The sequence below is a fragment of the Paractinoplanes brasiliensis genome, assembly GCF_004362215.1.
Classification (GTDB): Bacteria; Actinomycetota; Actinomycetes; order Mycobacteriales; family Micromonosporaceae; genus Actinoplanes; species Actinoplanes brasiliensis.
Genome location: NZ_SNWR01000001.1, coordinates 6,107,578 through 6,123,721 on the forward strand (window position 1 = coordinate 6,107,578; position 16,144 = coordinate 6,123,721).

Consider the following 16,144-nt stretch of genomic DNA (forward strand, 5'->3'; position numbering starts at 1 on the left):
CACGTACCGTGCCCCGCAACTCGTACCGCGTACTGTCCTCTGCATGACATCGCTGGTCGGGCGCGATGCCGAACTTCGGACCATCGGCCGTCTGCTGGATCAGGTGCGTGGCGGCCAGGCCAGGGCCCTGGGCGTACGCGGTGAGGCCGGCATCGGCAAGTCGCGCCTGCTGCTGGAGCTGGCCGGGCAGGCCCGCGACCAAGCCGCCCTGCTGTTGAGCGGGCGGGCCGCCGAACTGGAGCGCGACCTGCCCTTCGCTCCGCTTGCCGACGCCCTCGACATCGCCCTCGGGGACCTGGCCGGACTGGACCCGGAGCACGCGAGCGCGCTGGCGGCCGCGATCCCCGCGTTCGGAACACCCTCGGTGCCGTTCTCCGGCGAGCGGCACCGGGTCGCCGCCGCCATCCGGGCCCTGCTGGAACGGCTGGCCCGCCACCGGATCGTCGTGCTGGCCCTCGACGACGTGCAGTGGGCCGACCCGGCCTCCACGGACGTGCTCGCGCTCCTGCTGCACCGTCCGCCTCGGGCCGGTGTGTTACTCGCGATGGCGACCCGCACCGGCCGGGCCCCCGACCTGGAGGGCGAGCTGGCCCAGGCCGTCCGGAACGGTACCGCCGAGTTGGTCGACCTCGCCCCGCTGTCGGCCGGTGATGTCGCCACCTTGTTGCCGGAGGTGGACCGGGTCGCGCGGGAACGGCTCTACCGGCAGAGCGGCGGAAACCCGTTCTATCTTGAGGAGCTGGCACGCGCGGCGGGCGACGAACCGCCCGGCGACCCCGACGCGGCCATCGCGGGGGTGCCGCGGGCGGTTCGCGCCGCGCTCACTGCGGAGTTAAGTGCTCTTACCGTACGTTCGCGGCTGTTGATCCAAGGCGCGGCCGTGGCCGGCGACCCGTTCGACCTGGACGTGGCCGCCGTGGCGGCGGGGCGCTCGCCGGACGACGACGTGGCGGTGCCGGCCGACATCGACATGTTGCTGAAGCACGACCTGATCCGGCCCACCTCGGCGCCGCGCCGGTTCCGCTTCCGGCACCCCCTGGTGCGCCGGGCCGTCTACGAGGCGTCCGGCGACGGCTGGCGGCTCGTCGCGCATGCCCGCGCCGCCCGGGCCCTGGGAGCACGCGGGTCGGCGCCGACGCAGCGGGCGCACCACGTCGAACGGTCGGCCCGCCCGGGCGACCACGACGCGGTCGAGCTGCTGACTCGGGCCGCCGACGAGGTGCTCCCGACCGCCCCGGCGACCGCCGCGACGTGGTACGAGGCCGCGTCCCGGCTCCTCGGCGACGCACCGGCGCAGCAGCTCCGGTTGCTGACGGCCCGCGGACAGGCCCTCGCCTCGGCGGGCCACGCGCTGGCCGCCCGGGACGTGTTGCGGCAGATCCTGGGTCTGCTCCCGAACGACGGCTCACCGGCGCGGATCCAGACCGTCGAGGCCCTGGCCCAACTTGAAGGCCTGTGGACCGGCAACCCCGCGGCAGCGCGCCGGTTGCTGCACGCCGAACTGCAGGCCCTCGGCGACGGTGTATCCAGGCAACATGCCACGCTGACCCTGGCCCTCGCCCGGGACCGCGCCACCCGCGGCGACCATCCGGCCGCGGTCAGCCTCGCCGACGAAGCCCGCCGAACCGCCCAGCTCGCCGGCGACGATGTGCTGACCGCCGACGCCGCCGTGCAGGCCGCCGACTCGGCCCACTGCGCCCTGCGCGCCGACGATCCCGCCGCCCTGGCTGCGGTGGACGCGCGAATTGCCGACGCGGCCCGGCTCGTGGCCGCCCTGCCGGACGAGCGTCTGGCGACCCGCCTGCAGATGCTCGGCTGGCTCGGCGTCGCCCAGTTCTACACCACCGACGTCGTCGCCGCGCGCGCCGCCGCCGACCGGGGCCTGGCCCTTGCCCGCGCCACCGGCCAGGGTCTGCTGGCCCCGTCCTTCCTGGTGCTGCGATCCTTCACCGACGAGATCCGCGGCGACCTCCGGGCGGCCGCAGACGCCGCCGACGAAGTGCTCGACAACGCCCGGCTCACCGGCAACCGTCACCTAGGTCTGTGGGGAGCGCTGGTCGCCAGCCGGGTGGAGCTGGCCCGCGGACGCGTCCAGGCCGCGATCGCCCACGGCGAGGCCGCCCACCGCTTCCTCGGCGTGGACCCGACTTCCGCCGCCGGCTTCACCCTCGCCGACGCCCAGTTGGCGGCGGGCGATCCGGCAGCCGCGCTCACCGCCCTCGACGCCTTCGGCTGGGTCAATCCCGGCCTGTGGTCCGGCGACCGGCTGCTCTGCCTCGACGTCGTGGTCCGCACCCTGGTGACGCTGGGCCGCCTCGACGAGGCCACCACCTGGGCCGAACGAGTGCCGGCGGAGACTGGCGGGCGTCGCACCGGCTACTACGCTCCGATCATCGCCCACATCGACGCCACTCTCCGCATCGCCCGCAAGGATTTCCACACCGGCGGCGCCGTCGCCCTCGCCGGCGCCCGCGCCGGCGATGAGGCGGGGACGCCGTTGTGGTCGGCCCGCTGCCGGATTCTCGCCGGCCAGGCCCTGATCGCGACCGGCCATCCCGACGAAGCCAGGCATGAACTCCGGCACGCGGCGGCCGTGACGAGCGAACGGGGCGCCCACGGCATCCGTGACATGGCTCTGTCCGCCCTGCGCCGGCTGGGCGACCGGCCGCGCGTGCCCGCCGGCCCGCACGATGCCCGGCTCGGTGCGCTGACCCCGCGCGAGCAGGAGATCACCGCCCTGGTCGGCGACGGCCACACCAACGCCCAGATCGCCCGCCGCCTGCATCTGAGCGAGCGCACCGTTGAGAAACACGTCTCCAACATGCTGGCCAAGCTGGGCGTCACCAGCCGCAGCGCCGTCATCCGCCTGGTCGCCCAGAACGGACGTTCCAGCCACCCGACTCCACCGGACTGAGGAGCGCGCCCGCCCCGCCAACGTACTGTGCAGAAACCGGTGCCGCCGTTGAGGGGCTCCCGCCGCCGCAGGCTCTCGACTTCGACGGCGGTCGAACGTGTCGGTCCGTCGTCAGATGCCTGCGGTGGCATCGGGCCCTGTTCGGCCGGGTCGTTGTGCGGTTACCCACCCGGTGATGGCGGTGAGCCCTCCGGGTCAGGCACGGGCCTCGATGACGAGGTTGGTCATCGTCGAGGTGGCGACCTTCGCGGAGGTGAAGCCGGCGTCGCGGAACGCCTGGACAAGGCGGGCTGGGCCGGCTTGGGCGCCGAACGCCGCGCCGCCGTCGGAGATGCTGTGCGGGACACACAGGGCTGAGCTGCCGACGTAGAAAACGGGGGCGATCGGGTTGGCCAGATTCGCCTCGAGCGTGTCCTCGGCATAGGGTTCGATTGCCACGACCCGGCCACCAGCTGCCAGTACGCTGCGGGTGTGCGCGAGGGCGCCGACGGGGTCGCCGAAGTCGTGCACCGCGTCGAAGAAGAGGACGAGGTCGTAGGTGCCGTCGTAGGATGTCGCGTCGCCGACGAGGAACTCCACGCGGTCGGAGACGCCGGCCTCCGTCGCCGCAGCAGCGGCCTGCCGGACAGAGTCCTCGTGGTAGTCGAAGCCGACGAACGTCGAGTTCGGGAACGCCTCCGCCAAGAGGATGGTCGCGACGCCCAAACCGCAGCCGACGTCGAGGACCCGGATGCCGGTCTCGAGCTGCTCGATCAGACCGTCCACCGCGGAGAACCACTCGCTGAGCATCGAGTTGCGGTACATCGTTCCGTAGAAGCGAGCGACGGCGGTGAACAGGCGGGGGTCGTGCTCGTGCCAGCCGAGCCCTTCGCCGGTCGTGTAGATGTTCGCGAGCTTGTCGCTGGCGGCCCACACCGCGGCGATGAGCTCGAAGCCGGACATCATCGCGGTGGGGCTCTCCTCCTCGGCCAGGCAGGAGGCGGCCTCGGGCGACAGGTGGAACGTGTCTCCGGCGGCGTTGTAGGTCACGTAGCCGTTGGCGGCCTGGGCCGCCAGCCACTCCTGAAGGTATCGCGGAGCCACGCCGGCATGCTCGGCGAGCTGGGCCACGGTGGTCGTACCGAGCGTCGCGAGTGATCGCCAGATGCCGAGCCGGTCGCCGAGGTAGACAAGGACGGCGTTGTACGCTGCCGCCTGGTCGCCGGCGACCTTGCCGGCGAACTCCTCGAGCCTGTCGGAGTCCAGGACGGGTGCGTCGAGCTGTGCGGTCATGATGCGTTGATGCCTTTCGTCGGTGCGCCGGGTTGCGCTGTTGACGAGCATGGAGGAGCCCGATCCCACGGCCCTGTCCCCACGGTGACAGCGCCGTGACAGGTGTCGCGGGCATCCTCGGGCCATGAAGCATCTGGGAACAGTCCTGATGATGTGGGCTCATCCGGACGACGAGACCTATCTGGCCGGCGGGCTGTCGGCGGCACTGACGGATGCGGGTCACCGTGTCGTGTGCGTGACGGCTACCCGCGGCGCTGCCGGCGGCGACGCAGACGTGCGCTCCATCGAGTTGGAGGCCGCCCTGACGGTGCTCGGGGTGACCGAGCACCACTGGCTGGAGTACGACGATGGCGCCTGCGCCTCGGTCGACCCGGCTGAGGCCGCAAACCGGCTGGGCCGTCTGCTCGACGACGTCCGGCCCGACACGGTGATCACCTTCGGCCAGGACGGCTTCACGGGCCACCCGGATCACCGGGCGGTGAGCGAGTGGACCGACCGGGCCGTCGCCGGCGCCCGCGAGAAACCGCTGCTGTTGCATCCCGTCGCGCGTTCCCAGCCGCTCGACGCGGACCTGGACGACAACTTCAACGTCTTCGAACTGGGTCGTCCACGGGTATGCGCCGACGACGAGCTCGCGTTGCTGCTGGAGCTCGAGGACGAGCTCCTCGACCGCAAGGTCGAGGCACTGCTCCGCCAGTGGTCACAGACCGGCGGCCTGGTCGAGGCGGTGGGGCTGGATCGCTATCGGACCTGGGTGTCACAGGAGGCCTTCGCGCCGCCGCAAACCACGTGACTCCTCGGTGGCTCTGCGGCAGAGTGCGGGAATGGACCGGTCCCGACTCCCGCTACGCGTCGACCTCCTCGGTCCGCTCGCCGTCGTGGTCGAGGGCCGAACCGTCGACGTCCCCGGCAGCCTGCGGCGAGCCCTGTTGGCGCTGCTCGCTCTCGAGGCCGGGCGGACGGTGGGAGTCCAGCGGCTGATCGATGCGTTGTGGCCCGACGATCCGCCCGACAACGCGGTGCAGGCGCTTTACAACCACATCTCCCGTGTACGCGGCCACCTCGGTCGGCTGGCCGGGCGGCTGGAACGGCGGGCCAACGGCTACCGTCTTCACCTGGAGCCGTGGGAGCTCGATGTCGATGCCGTGCGACGCCTCGCCACTGACGACCCCGGGGCGGCGCTGTCGCTGTGGCGCGGGCCCGCCTTGGAGGAGTTCCGCTCGCTGCCCGAGCTGGCGAATGAAGCGGTCCGGCTCGGCGAGTTGAAGCTGGAGCTGGTCGAGGAATTCCTGGAGCGCCGCCTGGCCGCAGGTGAGCATGTCGCCGTCGACGCCGCGGCCGCGGCGACTGCAGCTCCGCTGCGTGAGCGGACTGCGCTCCTGCAGATCCGCGCGCTGGCTGCCGAGGGCCGCGCAGCGGAGGCGATGACGGCGGCCCGGGCGTTCCGCCGCCGGCTGGCCGACGAGACGGGACTGGACCCGACGCCCGTGCTGGCCGAGGTGGAGAAGCGGGTGGCGGCCGGGTCGCTCGGGCGGCCCGCGGTCGCCGCGCGTGTCGCCAGGCCGAGCGGTCCGATGGTCGGTCGGCAGCACGAGCGCGAGGAAGTGCTTCGACTGCTTGCCGATCATGCGGTGGTGATTCTCACCGGTGCGGGTGGGGTCGGCAAGACCCGGTTGGGGCTCGACATCGCGGCGGACGCCGACGAGGCGGTGGTCGTGCCGCTGGCCGTGGTCGACCGGGCCGAACACGTGTGCCAGGCGGTGGCGTCCACGCTGGGGCTGCGGATGACCGGCGAGGTCCACCCGGCTGACATCGCAGCCGCTCTGGCGGACCGGTCGCTCTTCCTCGTGCTGGACAACTGTGAACACGTCGCCGCCGCCTGTCGCGATCTGGTGGTCGCCGTCCGACGCTTGTCGCCGGGCGTGCGGGTACTGGCCACCTCGCGTGTGACGCTGCAGGTGCCGGGGGAGTACGTCGTGCGGCTGCAGCCACTCCCGGTACCTCGCGATGCGGCCGACCTCGGCGCGTTGCGTCGCATGCCGAGCGTGCGCGCCTTCGTGGAGCACGCTCGGCGGCGCAGGCCGTCCTACGAGCTGGCCGCGCAGGAAGCGGTCGATCTTGTCGAGATCCTGCAACGCCTCGACGGTCTGCCGCTCGGCATCGAGCTGGCCGCCAGACAGGTGGGACTGATGCCGATGCGCGATGTGCTCATCCGCCTGGACCGGGCCCTCGACCTCGCGACCGGGCTCGATGGCCCGGAGGCCCAGCGACAGCGGACCTTGCGGGCGACCATCGCGTCGTCGTACCGCCTGCTCACGCCCGACCAACAGTGGCTCCTGCGCGCGATCGCGCCCTTCGTCGGCGGGGTGGACGTCGCCACGGTGGAAGCACTGGGTGTCGGGCTGCCCGACGACCCTGTGGACCTGTTGCACCGGCTCGTGGACGCGTCACTGCTGGTCGTGGATGCGGTCGTGGGTCGTTTCCGGCTGCTGTTCACCGTCCGCGCCTTCCTCCACGACGAGATCGAGCGCCTGGCCGAGCGCGACGAGGCATCCGCGCGGTTCGTGTCCCGGTGCCGCGTCGTCGCCGAGGAGATCGGCGTCCGGATGCCGGGGGCGGAAGAGGCACTTGTCGATCGGAAGCTGCGGGCCGAGCTCGACAATCTGCGCGCCGCCCGCGGCCTGGCGTCCTTCGACGACCGGGTGGCGATCACGCTCGGCGTGAACCAGGTCGCCACGTGGCGCGATCTACCCGAAATCTGGTCCTGGGGCACGGAGCTCGCCGCCGACCCGGCGATCGCCGGTCACCCCGCTCGCGCCGCCATACTCGCCGCCGCGGCGGAAGCCGCGCGTCTCACCGGGCAGTTGGGCGAGGCCGAACGGCTTGCCGGCGAGGCGATCGACGCGGGCGACGAGATCCGCGGCTGGAGTGTGCGCGGGGTCGTCGCGCACTTTCGTGGGGACTTCGGAACGGCTCGCGAGCACTGGCTGCGCGCCGCCGTGACACCCAGCCCGGACGAGGCGACGTTCGTCGGCTCCGCCGCCCTCGCCGCAGCTTACGACGGTGATCGCGCAACGGCCCGTTCGCTGCTGGACCGGGCGCGAGCGACCTCCCGATGCGGATCGCACCGCGCCTTCGTCGCCTATGTCGAGGGTGAGCTGCTGCCACCGACGCAGGCGATCACGTGCTACTCGACCGCGATCCGGGAGGCCGCCTCGGTAGGCTGCAGCTTCGTCGAGGGGGTGGCGCGGGTGTCCCTGGCCCTGGCACAGGCACGGACCGGGGACGCGGCGGGTGCGGCTGACGGCTTCGCCTACCTCATCGAGTTCTGGCGGCGCACCGGGCAGACGACCCAGCTGTGGACCACCGCCCGCAACGCGGCCGAGCTGCTCGCCTCGGCCGGCCGGACGTCAACCGCGGCCCTCCTGTTGGTCGTTGCCGACGCCATACCCGGGGCTGCCGCCATCAGCCCGGAGATCGCCCGGTACAGCACGCGATCGTTTGTGCGTGTGGGGGAGATCGTGGACGAGGACGAGCTGCAGCATGTGCGCAACGAAGCGGCGCAGCTGGGAGGGCCCGCCGTGCTCGACCACGCTGTGACGGAGCTGGGTGAGCTGGTGTCCCGACCGTGTCGATCGGCGCCCCGCTTTTGAACTCGGCCGTGTGATCCGTCGGCTCCGACGACGGTTCGGGCAGGCTGTCCCTCTCGCTGTTGTGGGAGAGGTGGTGCCGTGCGGAAGATCACGCGGACCGCACGATACCGAGAGCAGCCACTGGGTCGTGATCTACGCTCCGATCGACTGAGGGCACGGCTTCGAAAGCGTTGCAGCAGTTCTTCGGCGGGCTCGTTGCTGAGGGTGAGATCAGACGGTCGCCGATGGGCGAGGTGGCCGGGCCGACGGCAGGTCAAGAGCTGGTCGAGGTCCTCAGCGACGAGGAGACCCGGCGACTCCTTGAGGTCTGTCGTGGGCGTGACTTTGTGCAGCTGCATGACCAGGCGCTGGTGGCGGATCATGAGTTGTTCAGTCGGTCCGCCGGTTCGTCCCCTTGCCCGATCGCCGACGCCACCTCGCGCGCCTGTTGAGCCTGCCGGCGGGCATGGTCCGCTCGATCGCGGTACTTGGCGTCACCACGGGTGGCCGCCAGGTGATCGTTGGTCGCCGCGACCTGCTCCTCGACCTCGGCCACCCGTTCCTCCGTCTCGGCAAGACGACGGACGAACTGCCGAGCCCGCCCGATCTCGCTACGGAGCCGCTCCTGTGGGGAAGAATCGTCCATTGACAGAGGATGCCCCGCCGCGGGGATCATCACACCAGCCCCAGCGGGCCTCGTCGTGGCCAGGGCACGGACAAAGGCGCTCGGGGCGAGCGTGGGCCACCCGCCGGCTTGTCGGCCTCGCGAATGGCGGGGTTCTGAGATCGGCGGACGAGCGCAATCCGGGATAGCGTCCTGGCACATGGCTACCTACCGCAGCGCCTCGACACTGATCTCCTCGGACGGCACCAGAACTCCCGGCACAGCCGCACTCTTCGCCGAGCCCGGGCGCAAGGGCGGGATCCCGCCGTGGGCCGGCGACTTCCGGCCCGCGAACAGCGCCGACGACATCGGCGCCGATGACGTCGGGAAGGCCTTCACGTTGGAACTGCCCGACGGCAGCACCGGCAAGGTCGTGGTGCAGGGCCTCAAGAACGGTAAGGGGGGCCTTACAGTGGTGCTGATGGGCGAGGATGCTCCGCCCTTCTGATCCGGGCCCCGCGATCGTGCGGTGCACGGCCCCTTTCCGGTGGAGCGACGTCCTCATCCGGCTGGGCGCTCGACGCCCTGGTCCCTGGTGCTGCTCGTTTCTCGCCGGGCGTGCGTCCGGCGCCATCCAGCGGCCCGCTCGGGCTCGTCCACGACAACCCGTCGGCACGTGACCGGATGGAGCAGCCATGGAACGACGCATTGTGGGACTGGAAACCGAGTACGGCATCACCTGCACCTGTCGTGGACAACGGCGACTGTCGCCGGACGAGGTGGCCCGCTACCTGTTCCGCCGCGTGGTCTCCTGGGGGCACTCCAGCAACGTGTTTCTCCCTAACGGCGCCCGCCTCTACCTCGACGTCGGCTCCCATCCCGAATACGCCACCCCGGAGTGTGATTCCCTCACCGATCTGGTCGCCCACGAGCGGGCCGGCGAGCGCATCCTCGAGGGTCTGATGGTCGATGCGGACAAGCGGCTGCACGACGAGGGCATAGCGGGCGAGATCTACCTGTTCAAGAACAACACCGACTCGGCCGGAAACTCGTACGGCTGCCACGAGAACTACTCCGTGCCGCGGCACGGCGAGTTCGGCCGGCTCGCCGACGTCATGATCCCGTTCCTGGTCACCCGCCAGTTGATCTGCGGTGCCGGATGCGGGACCTTGTTCTGGAGAATCCGATCCGCGCGATCCGCGAGATCAGCCACGACATCACCGGCCGCCACAAGGTCCGCCTGGCCAACAACAAAGAGGTCTCCGCGCTGGAGGTGCAGCGGGAATACTTGGCCAAGGCCACCGAGTTCGTCGAGCGTCATGGCGACCCGAGCGCCAAACGCATCATCGAGCTGTGGGGCCGGGTCCTGCATGCCATCGAGAGCGGCAACCTCGACCCGATAGCCCGGGAGATCGACTGGGTGTCGAAGTACCAGCTGATCGAGCGCTACCAGGCCAAACACCAGATCCCCATGAACCACCCGCGGATCGCCCAGCTCGACCTGGTGTACCACGACATCCGCCGGGGCCGCGGGCTGTACGCGCTGATGGAGAAGCGCCGGCAGGTCGACCGGGTCGTCGGTGACCTGCAGATCTTCGAGGCCAAGGAGGTCCCGCCGCAGACGACCCGGGCCCGGCTCCGCGGCGAGTTCATCCGGGCCGCGAAGGAGAAGCAGCGAGACTTCACCGTCGACTGGGTGCACCTCAAGCTCAACGACCAGGCTCAGCGCACCGTGCAGTGCAAAGACCCGTTCCGGGCGTACGACGAGCGGGTGGAGCGCCTGATCGCCGGCATGTGACCCACCGAGCCGGCCGAGCCGTTCTGCTTGCCGCTGTGGTCGCCGTAGTCGCGGGCTGCAGGCCACGGAGCTCGTTCATGTCGTCGTCGGAGATGGTGAAGTCGACCTGGGCGTGACCTGCTTCGGCAAACCCTCACACGAGCGGCGATCGGCGCCTCAACCGGTGTGGTGCTGGAGAGTGGAGATCAGGGCGAGGGTGGACTCGGCGCCCTGGTTCAGGTTGGGTCCGTGCAGCGTGAGCCCGTCGTAGCCGCCACCGGTCGCCGGGTCCCACATGATCTGGTTGATGTCGTTGGCGCCGAGGAACCAGTCGACGCAGCGGCGGGTTCCGACGTGCCAGCTCGCGTCGCCGGTGACCGCGGCGGCGGTGGCGCAGGCGTCGGCCAGCGCCGCCACCTCGATCGGTTGCTGGTCGTGACGCAGCCTGGGGTTGCCGCGGAGCCAGCCGGACGACGGGAGCACCGACAGGTGGCCGTCGCTGATCTGAATGTGCAGCAGCCAGGTCAGCATGCGCAGGCCGGCGGCCCGGGCCGCCGGGTCGTCGAGGAGGTCGCCCGCGACGATGAGGGTTTCGGCGAGGGCGGCGTTGGCGTAGCTGAGGCGTTCCTCCGGCCACGGCCAGTGCGGGTCGAGACCCGGACGGCCGATGACAGCAGCGGCATCGGCGAGAAGCTCCGCGGCTGTCTCGTTGCCGGGGTCGGTGCGGAGCAGCTCGGCCGCACCGAGCGCGGCGAAGGACATGGCTCGCGGGGCGTCGGTCCGGCACGAGGCGCCCCGGGTGAAGGCGAGAAGAGCTTCCTGACGGATCCACGGCACCGGGCAGCGGGCGGCGGCGGTGCCGAGGCCCCACAGAGCGCGCCCCCACCAGTCGCCGAGACCGGGTTGATCGGTCCAGGCCCGGTGGAACCCGAGCCGGTTGTGGAAGGCGCCCTGGGCGTCCTGCGCGTGGGTGAGGAAGGTCAGATAGCACTCCGCGAGCCGGATCACGTCGGTCGACAGGGCGGCCTCGCGGCTGGTGACGACGAGGCCGCGAGCGACGTCGTCGGTGCAGTAGCCGTGCTCGCGCCGGGCGGTGGCGTGGCGGGCATGCTCGAAGAGGCCGGTGTCATCGGTGAGCCGCACCAGGTGGGCGAAGGTGGGACCGGAGATGTCGTGACCGGCTGCCGGCGCGAAGGTCGCCGTCCTGACGGTCACGGGCCGGCCGCGACGGCCGGCCGGGCGGCGGCGACCAGCGTCGTCGCCAGGTCGTGGTATCGCTGCGCGACGGCCGGCCAGCGCAGCGTCGACCCGGCGTGGCCGTTGCGTTCGAGCAGAGTCGCGGCCAGCGCGGGCTTGGTGATGATTCGGCGGATCGCGGCGGCCAGGGCAACCGGCTTCTTGTGCGGCACGAGCAGACCGGGCCCGTCGGTGAGCAGTTCCACAGCGTGCGGGAACGGGGTCGCGACGACCGGGATCCGGGCCGCCACCGCCTCGACCAGGACGCCTGAGGTGACCTGCTCGGTGGAGTCGTAGGGAAGCACCACGACATCGGCGGAGCGCACGAGTGCCCCGAGCGCCGCGTCGTCGAGGTAGTCCGGCGCGTAACGCACCCGGTGCGCGATGCCGAGGGTTGCCCCGAGCCGGTGCAAACTCGCCCGGTACGCTTCGCCGTGCAGCTCAACAACCTTGGGGTGGGTCCGGCCGGCCACCGTGTAGACGGGCTCCGGCTCGACGTCCCGCAGCAGTGCCAGGCCGCGTAGCGCCCACTCGATGCCCTTGCCGGGTCCGAGCAGACCCCAGGTGAGCAGGTGCGGCTCGGCACGCCGAGGTGCCACGGCGTCGGCGTAGCCGGAGGCGCCGTGCGGGATCACGGAGATCTTCGCGGGGTCGACGGCATAGCCGGCAAGCAACCGGTCGTACGCGGCCCGGGTGATGGTGACGACCGCGCCGGCGGCAGCCACAATCCCCTCGAGCAGTGACCTCTGACTTTCGGTGGGGTGGGTCAGCACAGTGTGCAGAACGACGATGCTCGGCACGGTGAGCCGGTGCAGCACGGACAAGACTTCTCCGCCGTCGCGGCCGGGGTAGATGCCGTACTCGTGCTGGATGACGGCGACGTCGAAAGTGTTGAGCACCTCGGCGGTGTCACGCCAGCCGACCGGTGTCGTCGCCCTCCAGGTGTGCACCACCCCGGGCGCGGGTACCGGGTCGTCGCCCTTCGCCGCCACGCGCACGACGCCGCCTGGGCAGTCGGGCGTGCCCAGATGCGCGACGAGTGCGGAGTTGAACGTTGCCAGGCCGCAGCGGGTGGGTGGGTGAGTGCTGAGGAATCCGTACCTGATCGTCATGATGTGCCTTTCGGTCATCGGCCCGCGGCGTCGAACGCCGGCCGGGTCGAGAGAGCAGTACGGGTTCAGCGACGGCTGTCGCCGATGAGCCTCTCGTAGACAGCTGGGTAGCCGGCGACCATCCGGTCGGCGCCGAAGCGTTCGCGGGCCTGCGAACGGCAGCCGGCCCGGTCAACCGTGTGAATCGAGTGGACGGCCGCCACAGCTTGGCCGATGTCGCGTACAAGGCGACCGGTGATGCCCTCGTCGACGATGTCGGGCAGGGCGCCGCGCGGATAGGCGATGACCGGCGTACCGCAGATCAGGGATTCCACGATCGACAGACCGAACGGCTCGTCGAAGTCGATCGGGTGCAGCCGGGCTGCGGCGCCGCCGAGGATCTCGCCGCGACGCGGGTTGAACGGGAGCCCGTCGGCGTCGACACCGTGGTGCACCGTCACGGCATAGTCGAGGTCGGGGCTGCGGTCGGCGTCCGAGATGGACACGAACGACGAGTCGCTCGCCTGATAGGCGGGCAAGATCCGGGGACTCGAGCAGGCCGGTCACCTGTTCCCAGGGGCCGTAGGCTCGCGGCGGAGTTCGCCAGGTCACCGGTCCCAGGAGGGCGACCCTCACGGGGAGTCGGATCCGGCCAGCTCTTCCAACACGGTCGGGTCAAGACGAAGCGTCGCGAGCAGGCCGCTGTGCCGGGCCGAGTCGATGCGGTCGGGCAATTCACGGTCGACGAAATCGGCTCGGGCATGCTGGCCGCGCTCACGCAGAACAGCGACGACGGCTGCCTTGGATATGATCATTTTGTCTGCTTCCTGGAATCACCGGTGGTCGATGGGCTGAAGCCGCCGGAGTCTGGAGCGACAACTACCAGCCTACGCCTACCACCGGAGCCGCACTCCGAGCGCGGCGGGCAGGGCGCCGGCGGCACCGGTCCGGTGATGCTTTGCCGCGTGCGGAGCAGGGTAATGCGCGTGCTGCACATCTGACGCCGTGGCCGCCTTGCCGGCGGTATGCGGGGGACATCGGCGCGGCGGTCCGCTTCTCGCCGGTGATGGGTCGTCGTCAGCGAATACGGGGGTTCGAAAGGTTGCGAACGTCGTCGGTCGCCGGCGGCAGCCACCCATATTCGTCACATTCGACGGAAGCATGGTCCGGTGGAGGATGAGGTCGTTTGCCTGCAGGTGGTCGTCGGCCGTCCGAAACGGCTGTACGGTCATGGTGGAAAAGGGGTGGTCTGCCCGTGCGCTATCTCAGCGACGTCAATCTCCGTGCCGTACTCGCGGTCCTCATCAGCCGCTCCGGCGGAACGGTCGAGATCGCCAACACCGAACTGTACGACGCGATGTTGCCGGATCAGGGTCGCACCGAGACGTTCGTGGTCGAGGAGACCGCGACCGGTGTGCGCCTGTCGCTCGCGCCTCGCCGCGGGGAGGGCACCGGGACCTAGACATCCTTTGCGATCAGGGTCTGGCTGGTGAGGGCGGAGATAGACCGGTTCCGGTGAGGCAGCCGTCAATCAGACGGGTGCGGTATTGCATGCGTTCGAGGCGGTGCTTCACCGCGGCGGCCAGGCCGGTGGCGGTGTGTACGCCGAGTCTGAGTGCCAGTTCCGGACCCGCTCAGGCCGGTGGGAGCCTCGGCGGGGCTGGACGGGAGACCGCCGATGCCGTTGAGGTCGAAGACCCGCGCCCGTACCGGCCACCCGGCCCTGACTCGGGCCTGAACCCCGCCACGCAAACCGGCCGGCCCGACGACGAGCTGCCACTGCCGCTCGACCCCTCAGGCGTACGCCCTGAACTGTTACAGCTCGAGCGGGTGTGTTCTCTGCGACAGCATCCGGCGAGAGCTCGTCAATCCTCTGTGTGGTCTTCGGGCGCCTGGGCGGGCGACGCGAGCGTGTGCTGGTCGGTCGACGCCGGCGTTTGTTTCTCGGGCGGCCGGGCGGGCAGGGCGATCGCCGTGAGCAGAATGCCGGCGGCGGCGACACCGGCCGCGGTGAGCAGGCCGAGATGCATGCCGTCCATGAAGGCGGATCGGGCCGCGGCGGTGAGCAGGTGGCCGGCCTCACCGCCGAGCCGGGCTGCGACCTCAAGAGCGCCGCCGATCGAGCCGTGGACCGTGGCGGTAACGTCGCCCGGCAAGTGGTACGGGGCCAGCGCGGTGCTGATCTGGTCCTGGTAGCGGGTGTTGAGGAGGCTGCCGACGACGGCGACGCCGAGGGCGCCGCCCACTTGCAGGGAGGTGCCGTTGGTGGCAGCCCCCACGCCGGTGCGGCCGGGTGGCAGGGAGCCCATCACGGATTCGGCGGTGGCGGGCATGACGAGTCCGGCGCCGAGCCCGAGCAGGATCATTCCGGGCAGTACGTCCCCGTACGACGAGTTGGTTGTGGCGGTGGACAGCTGCCACAGGCCGCCGGCGACGGCAGTGAGCCCGGCCGCCACGACGAGCTTGGTGCCGATCAGACGGACCAGCTGGGCCGAAGCGGGTGCGGCCACGGCGAGCACTGACGCCACCGGCAGGATTCGCACGCCGGCGGCCAGCGCCGAGTAGCCGAGGGTGAACTGCAGGAACTGGGTGAGCACGAACATCGCGCCGAACAGTGCGAACGTGTTCAGCCCGGCGGCGGAGGTGGCGACTGAGAAGCGGCGGCTGCGGAAGAAGCTCAGGCTCAGCATCGGATGCGAGCTCGCGTTCTCCCAGACGACGAACAAGGCCAGCACCACGAGGCCGCCGAGCCCGGCGCCGAGGACGCGGCCCGACCCCCAGCCGTCCGTCGGTGCCTCGATGATCGCCCACAGCAGCAGGCCGAGGCCCGCGATCGACAGGGCGGCGCCGACCGGGTCGGCACGCCGCGGGACCGGGTTCCGCGAGTCCGGGACCAGCAGCAGCGCGCAGGCGAAACCGAGGGCGGCGATGGGAACGTTGACGAGGAAGACCGAGCCCCACCAGAAGTGGGCCAGCAGCAGGCCGGCCGCGATCGGGCCGATCGCGATGCCGAGTCCGCTGGTGGCAGCCCACGCGCCGATCGCGCGTTGCCGGGCAGCCGGTTCGCGGAACATGTCGGTGATGATGGAAAGCGTGGCCGGCATGATCAGGGCCGCGCCGACGCCCATGCTCGCGCGGGCGGCGATCAGCGTGTGCACGCTGGACGACCACGCCGCCCACGCGGAGGCGACGGCGAACAGGCAAAGGCCGAGCAGGACCGCGCGCTTGCGTCCGTAGCGGTCGGCGAGACTGCCGGCGACCAGTAGCAGGCCGCCGAAGACCAGGGCGTAGCCGTCGACGACCCATTGCAGCTGGCTCGAGGTGGCGTGCAGGTCGCGGACCAGGGTCGGCAGCGCGACGTTGAGGATGGTGTTGTCGAGGGTGACGATCAGCAGCGATACGCAGAGAACGAGCAGCGCCCATGCTCTGTGCGGGGGAACCGGTGGTTGCTGGGTCACCTGGGTGTGGTCAGCCTTGGTCGTACTCATGGCCCCATCAAGAACCTCGGCCGGTCGGGCACGCCACGGGCATCCGCCCCCCATCAGCGCGCCATAGGGCCTCGGTACCGTGGACGAGACGACGGGCTGCCGTCCCGGACGGCGCTCCGAAGGTGCCGGC

The 16,144-nt window shown here is 71.0% G+C and carries 12 protein-coding genes and 1 pseudogene; 6 read left to right on the forward strand and 7 right to left on the reverse strand.

Going from position 1 to position 16,144, the window contains the following annotated elements; translation table 11 throughout:
- Positions 1 to 43: 43 nt before the first annotated feature.
- On the forward strand, positions 44 to 2,914 hold the full coding sequence (locus tag C8E87_RS27730) for a helix-turn-helix transcriptional regulator (RefSeq protein WP_166661254.1): 2,871 nt from the start codon (positions 44 to 46) through the stop codon (positions 2,912 to 2,914).
- Positions 2,915 to 3,109: 195 nt separating this feature from the next.
- Here C8E87_RS27730 and C8E87_RS27735 read toward each other — a convergent pair whose 3' ends face one another.
- Positions 3,110 to 4,186 carry a class I SAM-dependent methyltransferase gene (locus C8E87_RS27735; RefSeq protein ID WP_133875806.1) on the reverse strand — a complete coding sequence of 359 codons (1,077 nt, stop codon included), beginning with the start codon at positions 4,184 to 4,186 and terminating at the stop codon, positions 3,110 to 3,112.
- 124 nt (positions 4,187 to 4,310) lie between these two features.
- On the opposite strand from C8E87_RS27735, the gene C8E87_RS27740 reads away from it, so the two are divergent.
- The gene (locus C8E87_RS27740) at positions 4,311 to 4,979 is read left to right on the forward strand and encodes a PIG-L deacetylase family protein (RefSeq protein WP_133875807.1); all 669 of its coding nucleotides are present in this window, start codon (positions 4,311 to 4,313) and stop codon (positions 4,977 to 4,979) included.
- A 31-nt stretch (positions 4,980 to 5,010) separates the two neighbouring features.
- Positions 5,011 to 7,839, forward strand: coding sequence for an ATP-binding protein (locus C8E87_RS27745; RefSeq protein WP_133875808.1), 2,829 nt, complete (start codon positions 5,011 to 5,013; stop codon positions 7,837 to 7,839).
- Positions 7,840 to 8,197: 358 nt separating this feature from the next.
- Here the strand turns inward: C8E87_RS27745 and C8E87_RS43860 are convergent, their stop codons facing one another.
- The gene (locus tag C8E87_RS43860) at positions 8,198 to 8,374 is read right to left on the reverse strand and encodes a hypothetical protein (protein WP_166661255.1); all 177 of its coding nucleotides are present in this window, start codon (positions 8,372 to 8,374) and stop codon (positions 8,198 to 8,200) included.
- Positions 8,375 to 8,642: 268 nt separating this feature from the next.
- Here C8E87_RS43860 and C8E87_RS27750 point away from each other — a divergent pair, with 268 nt between their 5' ends.
- Both C8E87_RS27750 and C8E87_RS27755 read left to right on the forward strand, forming a co-directional pair.
- On the forward strand, positions 8,643 to 8,930 hold the full coding sequence (locus C8E87_RS27750) for a hypothetical protein (protein ID WP_133875809.1): 288 nt from the start codon (positions 8,643 to 8,645) through the stop codon (positions 8,928 to 8,930).
- A gap of 187 nt (positions 8,931 to 9,117) precedes the next feature.
- Positions 9,118 to 10,220 (forward strand): annotated as a pseudogene (locus C8E87_RS27755) (proteasome accessory factor PafA2 family protein).
- Positions 10,221 to 10,376: 156 nt separating this feature from the next.
- Here C8E87_RS27755 and C8E87_RS27760 read toward each other — a convergent pair.
- From C8E87_RS27760 to C8E87_RS27775, 4 genes are all read right to left on the reverse strand, one after another.
- Positions 10,377 to 11,414, reverse strand: coding sequence for a glycosyltransferase (locus tag C8E87_RS27760; RefSeq protein ID WP_133875810.1), 1,038 nt, complete (start codon positions 11,412 to 11,414; stop codon positions 10,377 to 10,379).
- A complete protein-coding gene (locus C8E87_RS27765) occupies positions 11,411 to 12,547 on the reverse strand; it encodes a glycosyltransferase (protein ID WP_133875811.1) in 1,137 nt (378 codons plus the stop codon). The genes C8E87_RS27760 and C8E87_RS27765 overlap by 4 nt, the downstream gene beginning before the upstream one ends.
- 65 nt (positions 12,548 to 12,612) lie before the next feature.
- A complete protein-coding gene (locus C8E87_RS27770) occupies positions 12,613 to 13,065 on the reverse strand; it encodes a glycosyltransferase (RefSeq protein WP_239080337.1) in 453 nt (150 codons plus the stop codon).
- Positions 13,066 to 13,158: 93 nt separating this feature from the next.
- Positions 13,159 to 13,341, reverse strand: coding sequence for a hypothetical protein (locus tag C8E87_RS27775; protein WP_133875812.1), 183 nt, complete (start codon positions 13,339 to 13,341; stop codon positions 13,159 to 13,161).
- Between the two features lie 440 nt (positions 13,342 to 13,781).
- Between C8E87_RS27775 and C8E87_RS27780 the strand changes: the two genes are divergently transcribed.
- Positions 13,782 to 13,988 carry a hypothetical protein gene (locus C8E87_RS27780; protein WP_133875813.1) on the forward strand — a complete coding sequence of 69 codons (207 nt, stop codon included), beginning with the start codon at positions 13,782 to 13,784 and terminating at the stop codon, positions 13,986 to 13,988.
- Positions 13,989 to 14,391: 403 nt separating this feature from the next.
- Here C8E87_RS27780 and C8E87_RS27790 read toward each other — a convergent pair whose 3' ends face one another.
- A complete protein-coding gene (locus tag C8E87_RS27790; RefSeq protein WP_166661256.1) occupies positions 14,392 to 16,014 on the reverse strand; it encodes an MFS transporter in 1,623 nt (540 codons plus the stop codon).
- Between the last annotated feature and the right edge of the window lie 130 nt (positions 16,015 to 16,144).